Origin of the sequence: Bacillus pfraonensis, assembly GCF_050768835.1 — a bacterium.
In the GTDB taxonomy this organism is placed as follows: Bacteria; Bacillota; Bacilli; order Bacillales; family Bacillaceae_G; genus Bacillus_A; species Bacillus_A pfraonensis.
Genome location: NZ_JAHCDO010000013.1, coordinates 137,838 through 157,832 on the forward strand (window position 1 = coordinate 137,838; position 19,995 = coordinate 157,832).

The 19,995-nt window shown below is 38.0% G+C and carries 18 protein-coding genes; all 18 read left to right on the forward strand.

The window, feature by feature from the left end:
• Positions 1 to 185: 185 nt before the first annotated feature.
• The 18 genes from rpsB to truB all read left to right on the forward strand — a co-directional run bounded on the left by rpsB (position 186) and on the right by truB (position 19,991).
• Positions 186 to 887, forward strand: a complete 702-nt coding sequence (gene rpsB, locus KFD70_RS14410; RefSeq protein WP_012094919.1) for a 30S ribosomal protein S2 — start codon at positions 186 to 188, stop codon at positions 885 to 887.
• An 82-nt stretch (positions 888 to 969) separates the two neighbouring features.
• Positions 970 to 1,857, forward strand: coding sequence for a translation elongation factor Ts (gene tsf / locus KFD70_RS14415; RefSeq protein WP_336452003.1), 888 nt, complete (start codon positions 970 to 972; stop codon positions 1,855 to 1,857).
• 66 nt (positions 1,858 to 1,923) lie between these two features.
• On the forward strand, positions 1,924 to 2,646 hold the full coding sequence (pyrH, locus tag KFD70_RS14420; RefSeq protein ID WP_336452002.1) for a UMP kinase: 723 nt from the start codon (positions 1,924 to 1,926) through the stop codon (positions 2,644 to 2,646).
• 2 nt (positions 2,647 to 2,648) lie between these two features.
• Positions 2,649 to 3,206, forward strand: coding sequence for a ribosome recycling factor (gene frr, locus KFD70_RS14425; protein ID WP_336452001.1), 558 nt, complete (start codon positions 2,649 to 2,651; stop codon positions 3,204 to 3,206).
• Positions 3,207 to 3,291: 85 nt separating this feature from the next.
• Positions 3,292 to 4,068, forward strand: a complete 777-nt coding sequence (uppS, locus tag KFD70_RS14430) for an undecaprenyl pyrophosphate synthase (RefSeq protein WP_336452000.1) — start codon at positions 3,292 to 3,294, stop codon at positions 4,066 to 4,068.
• 17 nt (positions 4,069 to 4,085) lie between these two features.
• The gene (locus tag KFD70_RS14435; protein ID WP_336451999.1) at positions 4,086 to 4,877 is read left to right on the forward strand and encodes a phosphatidate cytidylyltransferase; all 792 of its coding nucleotides are present in this window, start codon (positions 4,086 to 4,088) and stop codon (positions 4,875 to 4,877) included.
• Between the two features lie 20 nt (positions 4,878 to 4,897).
• The gene (gene dxr / locus KFD70_RS14440; RefSeq protein ID WP_336451998.1) at positions 4,898 to 6,040 is read left to right on the forward strand and encodes a 1-deoxy-D-xylulose-5-phosphate reductoisomerase; all 1,143 of its coding nucleotides are present in this window, start codon (positions 4,898 to 4,900) and stop codon (positions 6,038 to 6,040) included.
• A gap of 17 nt (positions 6,041 to 6,057) precedes the next feature.
• Positions 6,058 to 7,314, forward strand: coding sequence for an RIP metalloprotease RseP (gene rseP / locus KFD70_RS14445; protein ID WP_336451997.1), 1,257 nt, complete (start codon positions 6,058 to 6,060; stop codon positions 7,312 to 7,314).
• 152 nt (positions 7,315 to 7,466) lie between these two features.
• Entirely contained in the window at positions 7,467 to 9,167 is a 1,701-nt protein-coding gene (locus tag KFD70_RS14450) for a proline--tRNA ligase (protein WP_336451996.1), read from the forward strand.
• A 125-nt stretch (positions 9,168 to 9,292) separates the two neighbouring features.
• Positions 9,293 to 13,594 carry a PolC-type DNA polymerase III gene (locus tag KFD70_RS14455; protein WP_336451995.1) on the forward strand — a complete coding sequence of 1,434 codons (4,302 nt, stop codon included), beginning with the start codon at positions 9,293 to 9,295 and terminating at the stop codon, positions 13,592 to 13,594.
• A 335-nt stretch (positions 13,595 to 13,929) separates the two neighbouring features.
• Complete coding sequence (rimP, locus tag KFD70_RS14460) at positions 13,930 to 14,400, forward strand: ribosome maturation factor RimP (RefSeq protein WP_336451994.1); 471 nt, start codon at positions 13,930 to 13,932, stop codon at positions 14,398 to 14,400.
• Positions 14,401 to 14,417: 17 nt separating this feature from the next.
• Positions 14,418 to 15,518 carry a transcription termination factor NusA gene (nusA, locus tag KFD70_RS14465; RefSeq protein ID WP_017151264.1) on the forward strand — a complete coding sequence of 367 codons (1,101 nt, stop codon included), beginning with the start codon at positions 14,418 to 14,420 and terminating at the stop codon, positions 15,516 to 15,518.
• 11 nt (positions 15,519 to 15,529) lie between these two features.
• Positions 15,530 to 15,802, forward strand: coding sequence for an RNase P modulator RnpM (gene rnpM / locus KFD70_RS14470; protein WP_017151265.1), 273 nt, complete (start codon positions 15,530 to 15,532; stop codon positions 15,800 to 15,802).
• Positions 15,803 to 16,114: a YlxQ family RNA-binding protein gene (locus tag KFD70_RS14475; protein WP_336451993.1), complete on the forward strand. Its 312-nt coding sequence runs from the start codon at positions 15,803 to 15,805 to the stop codon at positions 16,112 to 16,114.
• Between the two features lie 4 nt (positions 16,115 to 16,118).
• Complete coding sequence (infB, locus tag KFD70_RS14480; protein WP_336451992.1) at positions 16,119 to 18,185, forward strand: translation initiation factor IF-2; 2,067 nt, start codon at positions 16,119 to 16,121, stop codon at positions 18,183 to 18,185.
• Positions 18,182 to 18,463, forward strand: a complete 282-nt coding sequence (locus tag KFD70_RS14485; protein ID WP_017151268.1) for a DUF503 domain-containing protein — start codon at positions 18,182 to 18,184, stop codon at positions 18,461 to 18,463. The genes infB and KFD70_RS14485 overlap by 4 nt, the downstream gene beginning before the upstream one ends.
• Before the next feature lie 15 nt (positions 18,464 to 18,478).
• Entirely contained in the window at positions 18,479 to 18,835 is a 357-nt protein-coding gene (gene rbfA / locus KFD70_RS14490; RefSeq protein WP_002173084.1) for a 30S ribosome-binding factor RbfA, read from the forward strand.
• A 232-nt stretch (positions 18,836 to 19,067) separates the two neighbouring features.
• Entirely contained in the window at positions 19,068 to 19,991 is a 924-nt protein-coding gene (gene truB / locus KFD70_RS14495) for a tRNA pseudouridine(55) synthase TruB (RefSeq protein WP_336451991.1), read from the forward strand.
• The last annotated feature ends 4 nt before the right edge of the window (positions 19,992 to 19,995 follow it).

Consider the following 19,995-nt stretch of genomic DNA (forward strand, 5'->3'; position numbering starts at 1 on the left):
AAAAGAAAGTTTTACATTGTTCGCATTTTCGACTTGATTGTAATATTTCATTATGATATAGTAAGCAGTGGTGTCAGTACAAAGTACACACGTTTACTGATTTAAGTGTTGGTGCTACGCTTGTAGTTTCGCTTAGAGATGAAGTAAACGGAGGATATCAAAAACCATTTAGGAGGAACTAAATTATGTCAGTAATTTCTATGAAGCAATTGCTTGAAGCTGGTGTTCATTTCGGACATCAAACTCGTCGTTGGAACCCAAAAATGAAACGTTACATTTTCACAGAGCGTAACGGTATCTACATCATCGACTTACAAAAAACTGTGAAAAAAGTTGAAGAAGCTTTCAACGTAATGCGTAACATTGCTGCTGAAGGTGGAGACATTTTATTCGTAGGTACAAAAAAACAAGCACAAGAAGCTATTAAAGAAGAAGCAACTCGTGCTGGTATGTACTTCGTTAACCAACGTTGGTTAGGTGGAACGTTAACAAACTTCCAAACAATCCAAAAGCGTATCAAGCGTCTTAAAGACATCGAAAGAATGCAAGAAGATGGTACATTCGATGTACTTCCTAAGAAAGAAGTTGTTCAACTTAAAAAAGAGTTAGAGCGTCTTGAGAAATTCTTAGGCGGTATTAAAGATATGAAAGGTCTTCCAAGTGCATTATTCGTAGTAGACCCTCGTAAAGAGCGTATCGCAGTTGCTGAAGCACGCAAATTAAACATTCCAATCATCGGTATCGTTGATACAAACTGTGATCCAGACGAAATCGATCACGTAATTCCAGCAAACGATGATGCAATTCGTGCTGTAAAACTTCTTACATCTAAAATGGCAGACGCGATCCTTGAAGCAAAACAAGGTGAAGAAACTGTTACTGCGTAACAAATTTGGAAAGGTGATAAGGGGTTCGGCCTTTTATCACCTTTTTTAAGGTATAAATACATATTTTAGGAGGATGAAAAGTATGGCAATTACTGCACAAATGGTAAAAGAACTTCGCGAAAAAACTGGCGCAGGTATGATGGACTGCAAAAAAGCTTTAACAGAAATGAATGGCGACATGGAGAAAGCAATTGATTTCTTACGTGAAAAAGGTATCGCTAAGGCTGCTAAAAAAGCAGACCGTATTGCTGCTGAAGGTTTAACTTACATCGAAACAAACGGTAACGATGCTTTAATCTTAGAGTTAAACTCTGAAACTGATTTCGTTGCGAAAAACGAAGGTTTCCAAGCTTTAACAAAAGAATTAGCAGCTCACTTATTAGTTAACAAGCCTGCATCTGTTGAGGAAGCTATGACTCAAACAATTGCAAACGGCAAAACAGTAGAAGAGCACATCAATGAAGCAATCGCTAAAATTGGTGAAAAACTTACACTTCGTCGTTTTGAAATCGTAACAAAAACTGATGCAGATGCATTCGGTGCTTACTTACACATGGGTGGACGTATTGGTGTAGTAACAGTTCTTGAAGGTTCTACTGATGAAGCGGCTGCTAAAGATGTAGCAATGCACGTTGCAGCAGTTAACCCTAAATACATCGACCGCGATGCTGTAACAGCTGAAGAAGTTGAGCATGAGCGTCAAGTATTAACGCAACAAGCTTTAAACGAAGGCAAGCCTGAAAAGATCGTTGCTAAAATGGTTGAGGGTCGCTTAGGTAAATTCTTCGAAGAGATTTGCTTACTTGACCAAGCTTTCGTTAAAAACCCTGACTTAAAAGTTCGTCAGTTCGTTGAGTCTAAAGGCGGAACAGTAAAAGGATTCGTTCGCTACGCTGTTGGTGAAGGTATCGAAAAACGCGAAGACAACTTTGCTGAAGAAGTAATGAACCAAGTAAAAGGTAACAACTAATACAGATTAGGGAACACTTTGTGTTCCCTTTTTTAAAATAAAGATGTAAGCAATTGGAGGTTCATTATGAGTAAACCGAAGTATAATCGTGTCGTTTTAAAGCTAAGCGGTGAGGCTTTAGCAGGTGAAAAAGGATTTGGAATTAACCCAGCTGTTATTAAATCAGTTGCAGAACAAGTGAAAGAGATTGCAGAACTTGATGTAGAAGTTGCTGTTGTTGTCGGTGGCGGTAACATTTGGCGTGGGAAAATTGGAAGCGAAATGGGCATGGATCGTGCAGGAGCGGACTACATGGGCATGTTAGCAACTGTTATGAACTCATTAGCTCTTCAAGATAGTTTAGAGAACATTGGCATTCAAACACGTGTTCAAACTTCTATTGAAATGCGTCAGGTTGCAGAGCCTTACATTCGTCGTAAAGCAATTCGTCACTTAGAGAAAAAACGTGTTGTTATTTTTGCAGCAGGTACTGGTAACCCGTACTTCTCTACAGATACAACTGCGGCATTACGTGCAGCGGAAATTGAAGCTGACGTTATTTTAATGGCGAAAAATAATGTAGATGGCGTATATAATGCAGATCCATCTATTGATCCAACAGCAACGAAATATGAATCACTTACTTACTTAGATGTATTAAAAGAAGGTTTAGGAGTAATGGATTCTACTGCTTCTTCTTTATGCATGGATAACGATATTCCATTAATTGTATTCTCAGTTATGGAAAAAGGTAATATTAAGCGTGCCGTTTTAGGCGAAAATATTGGAACAATTGTAAGGGGGAAATAAATATGGGACAACAAGTCTTAAAAACTGCAAATGAAAAAATGGAAAAAGCAGTAGCTGCTTATTCTCGCGAATTAGCTTCAGTTCGTGCTGGTCGTGCAAGTGCGGCTGCTTTAGATAAGGTACAAGTTGATTATTATGGTGCGCCAACACCTGTTGTACAATTAGCAAACATTACAGTTCCTGAAGCGCGTTTACTTGTCATTCAACCTTATGATAAAACGTCTATCGGTGATATTGAAAAGGCGATTTTAAAAGCAGATTTAGGTTTAAACCCTTCTAACGATGGATCAGTAATTCGTATTGCATTCCCTGCGTTAACAGAAGAGCGTCGTAAAGACCTAGTAAAAACTGTTAAAAAATATGCTGAAGAAGCAAAAGTTGCTGTTCGTAATGTACGCCGTGATGCTAATGATGATCTTAAAAAGCTTGAAAAAGCTGGCGATATTACAGAAGACGACTTAAGAGGGTACACAGAAGATATCCAAAAAGAAACAGATAAATATATTGCAAAAGTTGACGAAATCGCAAAAAACAAAGAAAAAGAAATCATGGAAGTGTAATAGCGATACCTTCGCAAATATGACCCTCTTCTTAAGGGGGTCTTTTTACACTTTTAGGCATACGTCTGCTTGTTGGAGGGTATGAATGATGTTTAAAAAGTTTCCTTTTTTTAAAGGTAAAAAGGTCACATCGTTTGATCATCTCATTGAAGAAGTGAAAAAGGGATATATCCCGGAGCACATTGCGATCATTATGGATGGTAATGGAAGATGGGCGAAAAGAAGAGCAATGCCTCGTATTGCTGGACATCATGAAGGAATGCAAGTAGTAAAAAAAATTACGAAATTTGCTAGTAAACTTGATGTAAAAGTGCTGACCCTTTATGCTTTTTCTACTGAGAACTGGAAAAGACCGAAAAAGGAAGTCGACTATTTAATGAAGCTTCCAGAAGAATTTTTAGGTACATTTTTACCAGAATTGATTGAAGAAAATGTACAAGTTCGAGTAATTGGACAAAAAGATCGTCTTCCTACGCATACGCGCAGAGCGATGGAGAAGGCCATGGAAGATACAAAAGAGAACACGGGATTAATTCTCAATTTTGCGTTAAACTATGGAAGTCGCGATGAAATCGTTTCTGCTGTGCAACATATGATGAAAGACAGCGAAGAAGGGAAAGTTCGTTCAGAAGATATAAATGAAGAAATGATTTCTTCATATTTAATGACAAGTTCTTTACCTGACCCAGACTTGCTTATTCGTACAAGTGGGGAATTGCGTATTAGTAATTTCATGCTATGGCAAATTGCGTATTCGGAGCTTTGGTTTACAGATGTGTATTGGCCAGATTTTACCGAGGAACATTTGCTAAATGCGATTACAGACTTTCAACATAGAGGGCGCAGATTCGGAGGCGTGTAGAAAGAGAGGGTTTGGTAGTGAAACAGAGAATTATTACTGGAGTGATTGCTGCCGCGCTATTCATTCCCATCGTATTTTACGGTGGCGTGCCTTTTACAGTTTTAGTGTATGTACTTGCTTCTATTGGATTATATGAGTTAGTTCGTATGAACAAGCTTACACTTATTTCGGTACCAACGTTTTTAGCTGCATTATTATTATGGATTATTTTAGTTCCAAGTAATGCACTAGGTATTTTTGACCGGATTGGATTAGATAAATTAGAAATCACATTTTTGATTGTTTTATTACTTTTATCATATACAGTCCTTTCGAAGAATACATTTACTTTTGACAATGCTTCATTTTTACTTATGGCAACAACGTATGTTGCAATGGGGTTCTTATATTTAAATGAAACGAGAATAGCAGGAATCCATTATGTGTTTTATGCATTATTTGTCATTTGGGCAACTGATTCAGGCGCATATTTCATAGGGAAAGCAATTGGAAAAAGAAAATTATGGCCAGAGATTAGTCCGAATAAAACGATAGAAGGTTCATTAGGTGGTATTGTTTGTGGGATTGTCGTTGCTTTTGTATATAATATGTTCTTCACAGTTCATGAAAATGTTGGAATGCTAATTATTGTTACAATTGCGATCTCCATTTTTGGACAAATTGGTGATTTAGTACAGTCTGCATTTAAACGTCATTACGGTGTGAAAGATTCAGGTACAATCTTACCTGGACACGGCGGGATATTAGATCGAACAGATAGTTGGTTGTTCGTATTACCGATTTTACATTTCTTACATTTCATTTCATAATAAAACGAGGGGTTGGAGTTATGAAAAACATTAGTTTATTAGGTGCAAGTGGATCAATTGGAACACAAACTTTAGATGTACTGCGCTCGCACCCAGACCAATTCCGTCTCGTTGCTTTTTCTGTAGGGAAAAATATTGAATATGCAGTAAAAGTCATTCAAGAATTTTCTCCTCAGCTTGTTTCTGTACAAAGAGAAGAAGATGTTGTAAGGTTACAAGCCGTTTCTGGAAATACAAAAGTAGTTTACGGTGAAGATGGATTATTAGAGGTAGCTCTTCACCCAGATGCAGAAGTTGTAATCACTGCTGTTGTAGGTAGTGTAGGCTTGTTACCTACACTTCGTGCGATTGAGGCGAAAAAGACAATTGGAATTGCAAATAAAGAAACATTAGTAACTGCGGGACATATTATTATGGAAGCTGCGCACAAACATAATGTGTCGTTACTTCCAGTAGATAGTGAGCATTCGGCTATTTTTCAATGTTTGAATGGAGAAAATGAAAAACGCATCTCTCGTTTAGTTATCACTGCTTCAGGCGGGAGTTTCCGTGATAAAACGAGAGATGAATTGCATCATGTGACAGTAGAGGATGCGCTTCGTCATCCTAACTGGTCAATGGGTTCGAAAATTACAATTGATTCTGCTACAATGATGAATAAGGGGCTGGAAGTGATTGAAGCGCATTGGCTTTTCGGCATACCTTATGAGCAAATCGATGTTGTTTTACATAAAGAAAGCATTATTCATTCTATGGTTGAATTTGAAGATCGTAGTGTAATGGCGCAGCTCGGCTCACCAGATATGCGTGTACCAATTCAATATGCACTTACATATCCTGACAGATTACCACTTTTAGATACAAAACAGTTAAATTTGTGGGAAATCGGAACACTGCATTTTGAAAAAATGGATCAAGAACGTTTTCGTTGCCTCCGTTTTGCGTACGAAGCTGGAAAAATGGGCGGAAGCATGCCAGCAGTAATGAATGCGGCGAATGAAGTAGCTGTAGCAGCCTTTTTACAAAAGAAAATTGGTTTCTTAACAGTAGAAGACCTCATTGAAAAAGCAATGCACCATCACAATGTCATTGCACGTCCGAGCTTAGAGGAAATTCAGGAAATTGATGCAGCCACAAGACGGTTTGTGATGGAACAAATTTAGCAAAGGTGGTTATGGAATTGAATACAGCGATTGCCTTTATATTAATTTTCGGTGCACTCGTATTTTTCCATGAGCTAGGGCATCTATATTTCGCAAAAAGAGCAGGTATTTTATGCCGTGAGTTTGCAATTGGTTTTGGACCAAAAATATTTTCATTTGAAAAGAATGAAACAGTTTATACAGTTCGGCTACTGCCCCTTGGAGGCTATGTTAGAATGGCTGGCGAGGATGCCGAAACGGTTGAATTAAAACCAGGAAAAAAAGTTGGACTTGTGTTAAATGAAAACGAAGAGGTTATGAAATTAGTTTTAGACGGGCGCGAAAAGTATCCGAATGTTCGAGTGATTGAAGTAGAACAAGCTGATTTAGAAAATAATCTTACAATTTCTGGTTACGAAGAGTATGAAGAGGAATTGCAAACATTCCGTGTGAGTGAAAAAGCTCGTATTGTTTCAGCAGGAGAAGAAATACAAATCGCTCCGTTTAACAGGCAATTTGGTTCTAAAACGTTAGGACAGCGAGCATTAACAATCTTTGCAGGTCCTGCTATGAACTTCATTCTTGCATTTGTTATTTTTGTTATTATTGGATTGGTACAAGGTATTCCTGTGGACAAACCAATGATTGGGAAAGTAATGAAGGATAGTGTGGCAGAACAAGCAGGCTTGAAACAAGATGATATGATTCAAGCAATTGATGGAAAAGACACGAACACATGGAAAGATGTTGTAACGATTGTACGGGAACACCCAAATAAAGAAATTACGCTTCATGTAAAACGTGATAGCGAACAGTTTAATGTAAAAGTAACGCCATCAACTGATACAGAAGGTAAAGAAAAGGTTGGTAGAATTGGTGTCTACTCTCCTGTAGAGAAATCTATTTTTGGTTCTATTAAATCAGGTTTTGAGCAGACGTATACATGGACAAAACTAATTTTTGATTCCTTAGTAAAATTAGTAACGGGTCAGTTTTCTATTAATGATTTATCAGGTCCAGTAGGAATTTATAATTTAACAGACCAAGTAGTAGATTATGGTGTCATTCGTGTTCTTAGCTTGGCAGCTGTTTTAAGCATAAACCTTGGTTTATTTAACTTATTACCGGTTCCCGCTCTTGATGGAGGACGCTTGTTCTTCTTCTTAATTGAAGCACTGCGAGGGAAACCAATTGACCGTCAAAAAGAAGGAATGGTTCACTTTATTGGTTTTGCGTTATTAATGTTACTTATGTTAGTTGTCACGTGGAATGACATTCGCAAGTTTTTCTTGTAAAATGAAGTGAAACTTGTAGTAAGTGTGAAATTCCCAATGTTTTTTGTGGAAAGTGAATGAAATGAATAGAGCTCTGAGAGTTGTAATCCCTCACCTGATCTGAGGTGGGGGGTTTTACTGCGTATGAGAGTAAAATAAAGAGGTGCGAATAGATGAAACAAAGTATGGTATTTAGTCCTACATTACGTGAAGTGCCAGCAGATGCTGAGATTAAAAGTCATCAATTGCTACTTCGTGCAGGATTTATGCGTCAAAATGCTTCTGGAATTTATAGTTTTTTACCACTTGGTCTAAAAGTATTGCATAAAGTGGAGCGTATCGTTCGAGAAGAAATGGAACGAGCAGGAGCTGTAGAATTATTAATGCCAGCATTACAAGCTGCTGAATTATGGCAAGAATCAGGTCGTTGGTACTCTTACGGTTCTGAGTTAATGCGTATGAAAGATCGTAATGATCGTGAGTTTGCGCTAGGAGCAACGCATGAAGAAGTTATTACAGACCTTGTACGTGATGAGATTAAATCTTATAAAAAGCTGCCGTTAACATTATATCAAATCCAAACAAAATTCCGTGACGAGCAAAGACCACGTTTTGGTTTATTACGCGGAAGAGAGTTTTTAATGAAAGATGCATATTCTTTCCATGCAACACAAGAAAGTTTAGATGAAGTTTATAGCCGTTTATATCAAGCATATTCTAATATTTTTGCTCGTTGTGGTTTGAATTTCCGTGCGGTTATTGCCGATTCTGGAGCAATGGGTGGTAAAGATACACATGAATTTATGGCATTATCTGATGTAGGGGAAGATACAATTGCGTATTCTGATACGTCTGATTATGCAGCGAATATTGAAATGGCTCCTGTTGTTGCTTCTTATACAAAGAGCGATGAAATAGAAAAAGAACTTGAAAAAGTAGCAACACCAGATCAAAAGGCAATTGAAGAAGTATCTACATTTTTAAACATTGAAGCATCACATTGTATTAAATCTATGATCTTTAAAGTAGATGAGAAGTTTGTTGTTGTACTTGTTCGTGGAGACCACGAAGTAAATGATGTAAAAGTGAAGAACGTATATGGTGCTTCAGTTGTTGAACTTGCTTCACATGAAGAGGTAAGAAGTCTATTAAATTGTGAAGTAGGTTCTTTAGGTCCAATTGGTGTAACAGGTGATGTTGAAGTTATTGCTGATCACGCTGTAGCAGCGGTTGTAAATGGTTGCTGTGGTGCAAATGAAGAAGGGTTCCATTATGTAAATGTAAATCCAGAGCGCGACTTTAAAGTAAGTCAATATACAGATTTACGTTTCATCCAAGAAGGAGATCAATCTCCAGATGGAAATGGGACAATTCGTTTTGCGCGTGGAATTGAAGTTGGACATGTATTTAAATTAGGTACACGTTATAGCGAGGCAATGAATGCTACATTCTTAGATGAGAATGGAAAAACGAAGCCGCTTATCATGGGATGCTACGGCATTGGGGTATCTCGTACAGTTGCGGCAATTGCTGAACAGTTTAATGATGAAAGTGGTTTGGTTTGGCCAAAAGCTGTAGCTCCATTCCATGTACATGTGATTCCAGTAAATATGAAGTCTGATGCACAGCGAGAAGTGGGCGAAACGATCTACAGTTCATTACAAGAACAAGGATATGAAGTACTGTTAGATGATCGTGCAGAGCGTGCAGGTGTTAAATTTGCTGATGCAGACTTATTCGGTCTTCCAGTTCGAGTAACAGTTGGTAAAAAGGCTGATGAAGGAATCGTTGAAGTAAAAGTACGTGCTACAAATGAATCTGCAGAAGTGAAAGTTGAAGAACTTAGCACATATATCAATAATATTTTAAAATAAGAAGAGGTACCTCGTTATGAGGTACCTTCTCTTTCTTTGGAGAATAATCTTTGTAAGTGAAGAAGGGAGAAATCTTTCTTTGCTGGAAGTTTCATTTTATAATAGCAAATGGAAGGAGGTTGCTTATGTCGTTAACAAATGAACAACAAGAGCGATTTCAAATTTTGCTCCAGCAGTTGCAAATGCCTGAAGACCTTATAAATCAATATTTACAAGGTGGTGGCATACAAAGACTAGTTGTCGATAAAGCAAATAAAAGTTGGCATTTTGATTTGCAGGTGCCACGTATTTTGCCAACAGAATTATACGAATTGCTAGAAACGCAGATAAAGCAGTCATTTTCACATATTGCAAAAACGTCATTTGCACTAGAAACAGAGAATAAACAATTTACAGAGGAAGAGGTTAGGGCATATTGGCCTCTTTGCACAGATCGAATCACATTCTCTCCGATGTTTGCCTATTTAAAAACACAGCTTCCACGTGTGAACGGAGTGAGGTTGTTACTGGATGTGAATAATGAGCTAGAATCTACTGCGTTAAAGAAAAATCTTGTGAAGCCAGTAGGAGATCAATATGAGATCTTTGGATTCCCACGTTTTCAGCTTGACACAAATATAAAACAAAATGATGAGGAAGTTCAAAAGTTTCGTGAGCAAACGCAACAAGAGGATCGTCAGCGTGTTATACAAGCTATGGAAGAGATGGCGAAAAAACAGGCTGAAGAAAGCGATATTGTACATGAAGGACCAGTTGTACTTGGGTATCTTATTAAGCCTGATGAAGAAATCACTCCGATGCGTGAGATCCAAGACGAAGAAAGACGAAAAACCGTTCAAGGTTATGTCTTCCATGTGGAAACGAAAGAACTTCGTAGTGGACGTACGTTATTAACTTTAAAAATAACTGACTATACGGATTCCATTATGATTAAAATGTTCTCACGTGATAAAGAGGATCTTCCGCTTCTACAATCATTGAAAAAAGGAATGTGGGTAAAAGCGCGAGGTTCTGTTCAAAATGATACGTTTGTCCGTGATTTAGTCATGATTGCGAATGATATAAACGAAATAACAGGACCTTCTCGTAAAGATAAAGCACCTGAAGGGGAAAAACGAGTAGAGCTACATTTGCATACACCAATGAGTCAAATGGATGCTGTTACCGGAGTATCTAAGCTTGTTGCACAAGCTGGGAAATGGGGACATGAAGCGATTGCGGTTACAGACCATGCTGTTGCGCAGTCTTTCCCCGAAGCATATTCTGCTGGTAAAAAAGCTGGTATAAAAGTGATTTATGGTGTGGAAGCCAACTTAGTTAACGACGGTGTTCCAATTGCTTATAATGAGTCACATCGATTACTGGCAGACGAAATATATGTTGTTTTTGACGTTGAGACGACAGGGTTATCTGCTGTATATGATACGGTCATTGAGTTAGCCGCTGTAAAAGTGAAGGGCGGAGAAATTATTGATCGCTTTGAATCTTTTGCCAATCCGCATCAACCGCTATCAGCTACAATTATTGAATTAACTGGTATTACAGACGATATGTTAACTGATGCACCGGAAGTAGGAGAAGTATTTAAAAAGTTTGAAGCATGGATGGGTGATCATACACTTGTTGCCCATAACGCAAGCTTTGATATGGGATTCTTAAATGTAGGCTTTAAGAAATGTGGCTTAGATAAGCCGAAGAACCCAGTTATTGATACATTGGAATTAGCTAGATTCTTATTCCCAGAGATGAAGAACCACCGCTTAAATACGATGTGTAAAAAGCTCGACATTGAATTAACACAGCATCACCGTGCAATTTATGATACAGAAGCAACGGGATATTTACTAGTTAAGATGCTAAAGGATGTAATTGAAAAAGGTTTTGAATATCATGATCAATTAAATGAAAGTATGGGGCAAGGAGATGCATATAAACGCGGGAGACCGAGCCATGTAACTTTACTTGCAACATCCGATGAAGGCTTGAAAAACTTATACAAACTTGTTTCATATTCACATATCAATTATTTTTACCGCGTACCACGAATACCACGATCATTATTAAAAAAATATCGTGAAGGTTTATTAGTAGGTACTGCTTGTGATAAAGGTGAAGTATTTGAAGCGATGATGCAAAAGGCTCCTGAAGAGGTAGAAGAGATTGCGCAATTTTATGATTACATTGAGGTAATGCCTCCAGAAGTGTTACGTCATTTAGTAGAGCTTGAGTTAGTTCGAGATGAAGGACAATTAAAAACGATCATTTCCAACTTAGTAAAATTAGGTGAAACATTAGATAAACCAGTTGTTGCGACAGGGAATGTACATTATCTAGATCCAGAAGATGCAATGTATCGTAAAATCTTAGTAAGTTCGCAAGGTGGGGCAAATCCATTAAATCGTCATTCATTACCACCTGTATATTTCCGCACAACAGATGAAATGTTAGATTGCTTCTCATTCCTAGGAGAAGAGAAAGCAAAAGAAATTGTTGTGACAAATACACAAAAGATTGCATCATTGATTGGTGACGTTCATCCAGTAAAAGATGACCTATACACACCGAAAATTGAAGGTGCAGACGATGAAACACGTGATATGAGTTATAAAATGGCACGTAGCATCTATGGTGAAGAACTACCAGAAATTGTAGAAGCCCGTTTGGAAAAAGAATTAAAAAGTATTATTGGACATGGATTTGCCGTTATCTATTTAATTTCACATAAGCTCGTGAAAAAATCACTTGTAGACGGTTATCTTGTAGGTTCACGTGGATCGGTAGGATCATCATTTGTTGCGACGATGATGGAAATTACCGAAGTAAACCCATTACCACCACATTATGTATGTCCGAAGTGTAAGCAATCAGAATTCTTTAATGATGGTTCTGTAGGTTCTGGTTTTGACTTACCAGATAAAGATTGTCCGGCATGTAATGTTCCATATGTAAAAGATGGACATGATATTCCGTTTGAAACGTTCCTTGGTTTTAAAGGAGATAAGGTACCCGACATTGATTTGAACTTCTCCGGAGAATACCAACCACGAGCACATAACTATACGAAAGTACTGTTCGGTGAGGACTATGTATATCGTGCTGGAACAATTGGTACAGTTGCAGAGAAAACGGCTTACGGTTATGTAAAAGGTTATGCCAATGATCATAATTTAACGATTCGAAACGCTGAGATTGATCGTCTTGTTTCAGGTTGTACAGGTGTAAAACGTACCACGGGGCAGCATCCAGGTGGTATTATCGTTGTGCCAGACTACATGGATATTTTTGATTTTTCACCAATTCAGTTCCCTGCCGATTCAGTAGGGGCGGAGTGGAGAACAACGCACTTTGATTTCCATTCGATTCATGACAATTTGTTGAAACTAGATATACTGGGACACGATGATCCGACCGTTATTCGTATGTTGCAAGATTTAAGTGGTGTGGATCCGAAAACAATCCCGACCGATGATCCAGAAGTAATGAAAATCTTCTCTGGTCCAGAGTCTTTAGGTGTAACAGAAGAACAAATTAATTGTAAAACAGGTACACTTGGTATTCCTGAGTTTGGTACGAAGTTCGTAAGACAGATGTTAGAAGAGACGAAGCCAACGACATTCTCAGAACTAGTCCAAATTTCTGGACTATCCCATGGTACAGACGTATGGCTTGGTAATGCGAATGAACTGATTTATAACGGTACATGTACACTGAGCGAAGTTATCGGTTGTCGTGATGATATTATGGTCTATCTAATTTATCAAGGATTAGATCCATCGTTAGCGTTTAAAATTATGGAATCCGTGCGTAAAGGTAAAGGTGTACCAGAAGAGTGGGAAGAGGAAATGCGCAATAACAATGTACCTGGTTGGTATATTGATTCTTGTAAAAAGATTAAGTACATGTTCCCTAAGGCCCATGCGGCTGCTTATGTACTTATGGCTGTACGTATCGCTTATTTCAAAGTGCATTTTGCACTCCTGTTCTACGCAGCATACTTTACAGTACGTGCCGATGACTTTGATGTAGAGGCGATGGCAAAAGGTTCGGCATCAATCAGGGCGCGGATTGATGAGATTGCACAAAAAGGGTTAGATGCAGCACCGAAAGAAAAAAGTTTACTAACTGTATTAGAAATGACACTTGAAATGTGTGAACGTGGTTATTCATTCCAAAAGGTTGATTTATATCGTTCACACGCGACTGACTTTATTATTGATGGAGAGACGTTAATTCCTCCGTTTAATGCAATACCTGGTCTTGGTACGAACGCTGCCATAAGTATCGTTGAAGCACGTGAAAATGGTGAATTCTTATCAAAAGAAGATTTGCAACAACGTAGTAAGATTTCCAAAACAATTATTGAATATTTAGATAGCCAAGGTTGTTTAGGAGATTTGCCAGACAAAAACCAATTGTCACTGTTCTAGCAGGCAGGAAAAGTCTTTGCAAATCAGTATTTGCTATGTTATACTATTAACCGAGATAACCATGTCATGTATATTTTATGAAAAAAAAGAGTGGGGAAACCCACTCTTTCGTGTTACTATCTATGTTTTACCTATGTATGTAGGTGAGATATTTCTGTCGTATATACATATTTTGTTACAAGTTTTACTTCTTAAATTTGGTAATACTAAGACAGATATTCCCTGCTTAACGGCAGGGGCTTTTGTTAGCTAACGAGAAAGAATAAGATAGACCGTCTGTATGAGCGGATTCTTTTTCTTTCAAATGGTACATGGCGGCAGGAAGGAGGCTGTTTATGGATAAGAAAGTCACAGAAGTTGTTGAAGCATTTGCGCAGCCGATTGTTGAAGAGTTAAATCTTGAACTTGTAGATGTAGAATATGTGAAAGAAGGAAAAGACTGGTTCCTACGCGTATTCATCGATTCTGAGACAGGAGTAGACATTGAAGAATGCGGTGCGGTAAGTGAACGTTTAAGCGAAGCTTTAGATAAAGAGGACCCAATTCCTCATCTTTACTTTTTGGATGTATCATCTCCTGGAGCAGAACGCCCATTAAAGAAAGAAAAAGACTTCCAGCAAGCGGTAGGAAGACAAGTGGCAGTTAAAACATATGAGCCGATTGATGGTGAAAAGATGTTTGAAGGCAAGCTACTGTCCTATGATGGTACAACAATTACACTATTATTAACAATTAAAACACGTAAAAAAGAAATCCAAATTCCAATGGATAAAGTTGCGAATGCGCGACTTGCTGTTACGTTTTAGTAAGAAGGGGGATCTTCATGAGCACTGAGTTGTTAGATGCTTTGCTCGTATTAGAATCAGAAAAAGGTATTAGCAAAGATATTATTATTGATGCAATTGAGGCAGCTTTAATCTCTGCTTATAAACGCAATTTTAACCAAGCACAAAACGTACGTGTTAGCTTTAACCCAGAAGTGGGGACAATTCAAGTTTTAGCACGTAAAGACGTTGTAGATAATGTGTTTGATCCACGTCTTGAAATTTCTGTAGAAGAAGCAAGACACATCAATCCGAACTATCAAGATGGTGATGTATTAGAGATTGAAGTAACACCAAAAGATTTCGGACGTATTGCAGCGCAAACTGCAAAACAAGTTGTGACACAACGTGTACGTGAGGCAGAACGCGGTGTCATTTATTCAGAATTTAGTGACCGCGAAGAAGACATCATGGTTGGTATTGTACAACGTCAAGATGCTCGTTTTATTTATGTAAGCTTAGGAAAAGTAGAAGCTTTACTACCAGTAAGTGAGCAAATGCCGAATGAACAATATAAACCACATGATCGAATTCGTGTGTTCATTACAAAAGTAGAAAAAACAACAAAAGGACCACAAATTTACGTATCACGTACACATCCAGGTCTTTTAAAACGTTTATTCGAAATTGAAGTGCCGGAAATTTATGATGGAACTGTAGAAATTCGTTCTGTAGCACGTGAAGCAGGCGACCGTTCTAAAATTTCTGTATATGCAGAGAATATCGATGTTGATCCAGTAGGTTCTTGCGTAGGTCCAAAAGGGCAACGTGTACAACGCATTGTTGATGAACTAAAAGGTGAAAAAATTGATATTGTTCGCTGGTCAAACGATCCAGTTGAATATGTAGCAAATGCGTTAAGTCCGTCACAAGTTGTAAAAGTACTTGTGAATGAAGAGGAAAAAGCAACAACTGTTGTTGTTCCAGATCATCAGCTTTCATTAGCAATTGGAAAACGCGGGCAAAATGCACGTCTTGCAGCCAAATTAACTGGCTGGAAAATTGATATTAAAAGCGAGTCTGATGCGAAGCAACTTGGCATTGTAACAGAAGAAGACAACATGATCGCATTCGATTCAGTTGAAGACGAAATCGAATAGAGGTGATGATTGTGAGCAATCGAAAAGTTCCGTTACGAAAATGTATTGCAACACAAGAAATGAAATCAAAACGCGAGCTCGTTCGCATTGTTCGTTCCAAAGAGGGCGAAGTGTCCATTGATTTAACTGGAAAGAAATCAGGACGTGGTGCATACTTGTCAAAAGATAAAGAGTGCATTATCCAAGCGCAGAAGAAAAACATTTTGGAACATCATCTAAAAGCGAAAGTCGACAGTTCCCTTTATGAAGAACTTCTCGAGCTTGTTGAGAAGGAGTCGAAATAAGTGTCCGATTGGAAATCGTTTTTAGGACTAGCAAACCGTGCTCGAAAAATAATTTCGGGTGAAGAACTCGTTTTAAAAGAAGTACGAAGTGGCAAAGCAAAGCTTGTATTGCTTTCTGAAGATGCGTCAGTGAACACTACAAAGCGCATCATAGATAAAACCACGTACTACAACATACCAATGAGAAAAGTCGAAAATCGACAACAATTAGGGCATGCGATTGGGAGAGACGAGCGAGTCGTTGTAGCTGTGTTAGATGAGGGCTTTGCGAAAAAGCTGCGTAGCATGCTCGATACAACTTACCGGGGGTGAAGGTATGAGTAAAATTCGAGTGTATGAATATGCAAAGAAACACAATATCTCAAGTAAAGATATTATTACAAAACTAAAAGAAATGAATATCGAGGTTTCGAATCATATGACAATGTTAGACGATGAAGTAGTAAACAAATTAGATAATCAATACAATACTGGAGCAGAAAAGCCTTCTGTTGCAGATGAGTTTGAGGTAGAAGAAAAAGTTGTTCGTAGTAAAAAGAACAGTAATAAGAAGAAGAAAAAAGGCAAAGGAAATGAAGACAAACGTCAAGAAAACTTTGCTGGAAGACAGCAAACACAAACGGTAGAAACACCGGATAAAATCACTTTCTCTGGTACACTTACAGTAGGTGATCTTGCAAAGAAACTAAGCAAAGAGCCATCTGAAATTATTAAAAAGCTCTTTATGCTAGGCATTATGGCAACAATTAACCAAGATTTAGATAAAGATACAATTGAGTTAATCGCTGCTGATTATGGCATTGAAGTAGAAGAAGAAGTAATCGTAAGTGAAACAGAGTTTGAAACATTTATCGACGAGCAAGACGCTGAAGAAAACTTAAAAGAACGTCCTGCTGTAGTTACAATTATGGGACACGTTGACCACGGTAAAACAACGTTGCTTGACTCGATCCGTCATTCAAAAGTAACTGCTGGTGAAGCTGGTGGAATTACGCAACATATTGGTGCATACCAAGTTGAAGTAAATGACAAGAAAATTACGTTCTTAGATACACCGGGTCACGCAGCGTTTACAACGATGCGCGCACGTGGTGCACAAGTAACGGATATTACAATTCTTGTTGTTGCAGCGGATGACGGTGTTATGCCACAAACAGTTGAAGCAATTAACCATGCAAAAGCAGCTGGAGTACCAATTATTGTAGCTGTGAATAAAATGGATAAACCAGCTGCAAATCCAGACCGTGTAATGCAAGAATTAACAGAATACGAATTAGTTCCAGAAGCTTGGGGCGGAGATACAATTTTTGTACCAATTTCTGCAATTCAAGGTGAAGGAATTGACAACTTACTAGAAATGATTCTACTTGTAAGTGAAGTAGAAGAATATAAAGCAAATCCAAACCGCTATGCAACTGGTACTGTAATTGAAGCACAGCTTGATAAAGGAAAAGGAACAATTGCAACATTACTTGTTCAAAATGGTACACTTCGAGTTGGAGATCCAATTGTAGTTGGAACAACATTTGGACGTGTTCGTGCAATGGTAAATGACATTGGACGTCGCGTGAAAGTTGCTGGTCCATCTACCCCTGTTGAAATTACAGGTTTAAATGAAGTGCCACAAGCGGGCGATCGTTTCATGGCATTTGCTGATGAAAAGAAAGCACGCCAAATTGGTGAATCACGTGCACAACAAGCATTGCTTGCGCAGCGTGGTGAGAAATCTAAATTAAGCCTTGAAGATTTATTCCAACAAATCCAAGAAGGCGATGTAAAAGAGATTAACCTAATTGTAAAAGCAGACGTACAAGGTTCTGTGGAAGCAATGGCAGCATCACTTCGTAAAATTGATGTTGAAGGTGTAAAAGTAAAAATTATCCACACAGGCGTAGGTGCGATTACAGAGTCTGATATTATTTTAGCGTCTGCATCTAATGCGATTGTAATCGGATTTAACGTACGTCCTGATGTGAATGCGAAACGTACAGCTGAGTTAGAAAATGTTGATATTCGTCTGCATCGTATTATTTACAAAGTAATCGAAGAGATTGAAGCAGCAATGCAAGGTATGCTTGATCCTGAATTCGAAGAAAAAGTAATTGGTCAAGCGGAAGTTCGTCAAACATTTAAAGTAACAAAAGTTGGAACAATTGCAGGATGTTACGTAACAGACGGTAAAATCACGCGTGACAGCGGTGTTCGTATTATCCGTGATGGTGTAGTAATTTACGAAGGACAACTTGATACGCTAAAACGTTTCAAAGACGACGTAAAAGAAGTTGCGCAAAACTACGAGTGTGGTATTACAATTGAGAAATACAACGATCTTAAAGAAGGAGACATCATTGAAGCATACATTATGGAAGAAGTGAAGCGATGATTATCGCTTCACTCTCATTCGAGTGTATGATTTATGATGTGCATTCTTTAAAAGAGAAACGAGCAATTTTACAGCGTGTGCTAACTCGTGTGAAACAGCGTTACAATGTAGCTGTTTCTGAAGTAGGACACCAAGATGTATGGCAACGCACAGAAATTGCGATTGTTTCCGTATCCTCAAATCGTGTTGTCTGTGAAAAAGAAATGAATCGTGTACTTGAGTATATCGATTCATTTCCTGAAATTGAACGTACGATAACACAATTGGAATGGTATTGAATGAGGTGAGTGGTTATGAAATTACGTGCAAACCGTGTGGGCGAGCAGATGAAAAAAGAATTAGGCGATATTATTAGTCGTAAAATTAAAGACCCACGTATTGGATTTGTTACAGTAACAGATGTACAAGTGAGTGGAGATTTACAAATTGCCAAAGTATATATTTCTGTTTTAGGAGACGAAGAACAGAAAGAAAATACATTAAAAGGCTTAGCGAAGGCAAAAGGCTTTATTCGTTCAGAAATCGGCCAACGTATTCGTCTTCGTAAAACACCGGAGATTTCTTTTGAATTTGATGAATCTATCGGATATGGTCATCGAATTGATACACTTTTACATGAAATTAATAAAGACGGTAAACGTGAAGAATAATGGATAGACATTTGTCTATCCATTTTTTCAATGGAAAGTAAGTATTGCATACAAGTGAGTGTTCAAAAGGAAGGATAAAGAGAGTGGAGCATTTCGAGGTGAAGAGACCAGAAGGAGACAGCGTATAACTGAGACTTACATGAGGACTGGTGACGAAATGAAGAAATGCGATTGCAATTTGTACCGGATTTCTTGAACATCCTCTACAAAAGTATAACGATGAGGTGAACATATGGAAGGTGTATTACTATTACATAAACCAAAAGGAATGACATCACACGATTGTGTATTTAAGTTAAGAAAGATATTGCGTGAAAAGAGAATTGGCCATACAGGAACATTAGATCCAGATGTGACAGGCGTATTACCGATTTGTGTAGGGCGTGCAACGAAAATTGCGCAATTTTTAACAAGTGAAACGAAAACATATGAAGGTGAAGTTACACTAGGATTTTCGACAACGACTGAAGATGCTTCTGGTGAGGTAGTAGAAAAACAAGATGTAAATCGCGTTATTACACGTGCGGAAGTGGAAGTTGTACTAGCAGAATTAACAGGTACAATCGAGCAAGTACCTCCCATGTATTCAGCTGTAAAAGTAAATGGAAAGAAACTGTATGAATATGCAAGAGCCGGACAAGAAGTAGAACGTCCAGTTCGTACGATAACAATTCATGAATTTGTGTTACTTGATGATCGTGAAGTATTTGAAGGGAAAAACATTTCATTCCGCTTCCGTGTTACATGTAGCAAAGGGACATATGTCAGAACATTAGCGGTTATGATTGGTGAAAAATTAGGATTTCCAGCACATATGTCACATCTTGTGCGAACAGCTTCAGGAGAATTTTTGCTAGAAGATTGCATATCATTTGAAGAAATTGAAGAAAACATGCAAAATGGAACAGTAGAGTCTATTTTTATCTCAATTGATGAGGCGTTAAGTAAATTTCCAAAAATGGTTGTAGATGAAAAACAAGCAGAAAAAATAAAAAATGGGATGTTTTTAAAGAACGAATTACAAGTGACAGCGCCATTTATTACAGTGTTTGATAAAAACGAACGTTGTCTAGCAATTTATGAACATCATCCAAAACACTCTGGTATGTTAAAGCCAATGAAAGTACTTGTGAATAATCAGGAACTAAAGCTATAATGGA

Bases quoted from the DNA above. Each gene is read 5' to 3' on its own strand.
- rpsB (WP_012094919.1), top strand. From the start codon at position 186: ATGTCAGTAATTTCTATGAAGCAATTGCTTGAAGCTGGTGTTCATTTC.
- tsf (WP_336452003.1), top strand. From the start codon at position 970: ATGGCAATTACTGCACAAATGGTAAAAGAACTTCGCGAAAAAACTGGC.
- pyrH (WP_336452002.1), top strand. From the start codon at position 1,924: ATGAGTAAACCGAAGTATAATCGTGTCGTTTTAAAGCTAAGCGGTGAG.
- frr (WP_336452001.1), top strand. From the start codon at position 2,649: ATGGGACAACAAGTCTTAAAAACTGCAAATGAAAAAATGGAAAAAGCA.
- uppS (WP_336452000.1), top strand. From the start codon at position 3,292: ATGATGTTTAAAAAGTTTCCTTTTTTTAAAGGTAAAAAGGTCACATCG.
- dxr (WP_336451998.1), top strand. From the start codon at position 4,898: ATGAAAAACATTAGTTTATTAGGTGCAAGTGGATCAATTGGAACACAA.
- KFD70_RS14450 (WP_336451996.1), top strand. From the start codon at position 7,467: ATGAAACAAAGTATGGTATTTAGTCCTACATTACGTGAAGTGCCAGCA.
- KFD70_RS14455 (WP_336451995.1), top strand. From the start codon at position 9,293: ATGTCGTTAACAAATGAACAACAAGAGCGATTTCAAATTTTGCTCCAG.
- rimP (WP_336451994.1), top strand. From the start codon at position 13,930: ATGGATAAGAAAGTCACAGAAGTTGTTGAAGCATTTGCGCAGCCGATT.
- nusA (WP_017151264.1), top strand. From the start codon at position 14,418: ATGAGCACTGAGTTGTTAGATGCTTTGCTCGTATTAGAATCAGAAAAA.
- infB (WP_336451992.1), top strand. From the start codon at position 16,119: ATGAGTAAAATTCGAGTGTATGAATATGCAAAGAAACACAATATCTCA.
- KFD70_RS14485 (WP_017151268.1), top strand. From the start codon at position 18,182: ATGATTATCGCTTCACTCTCATTCGAGTGTATGATTTATGATGTGCAT.
- rbfA (WP_002173084.1), top strand. From the start codon at position 18,479: ATGAAATTACGTGCAAACCGTGTGGGCGAGCAGATGAAAAAAGAATTA.
- truB (WP_336451991.1), top strand. From the start codon at position 19,068: ATGGAAGGTGTATTACTATTACATAAACCAAAAGGAATGACATCACAC.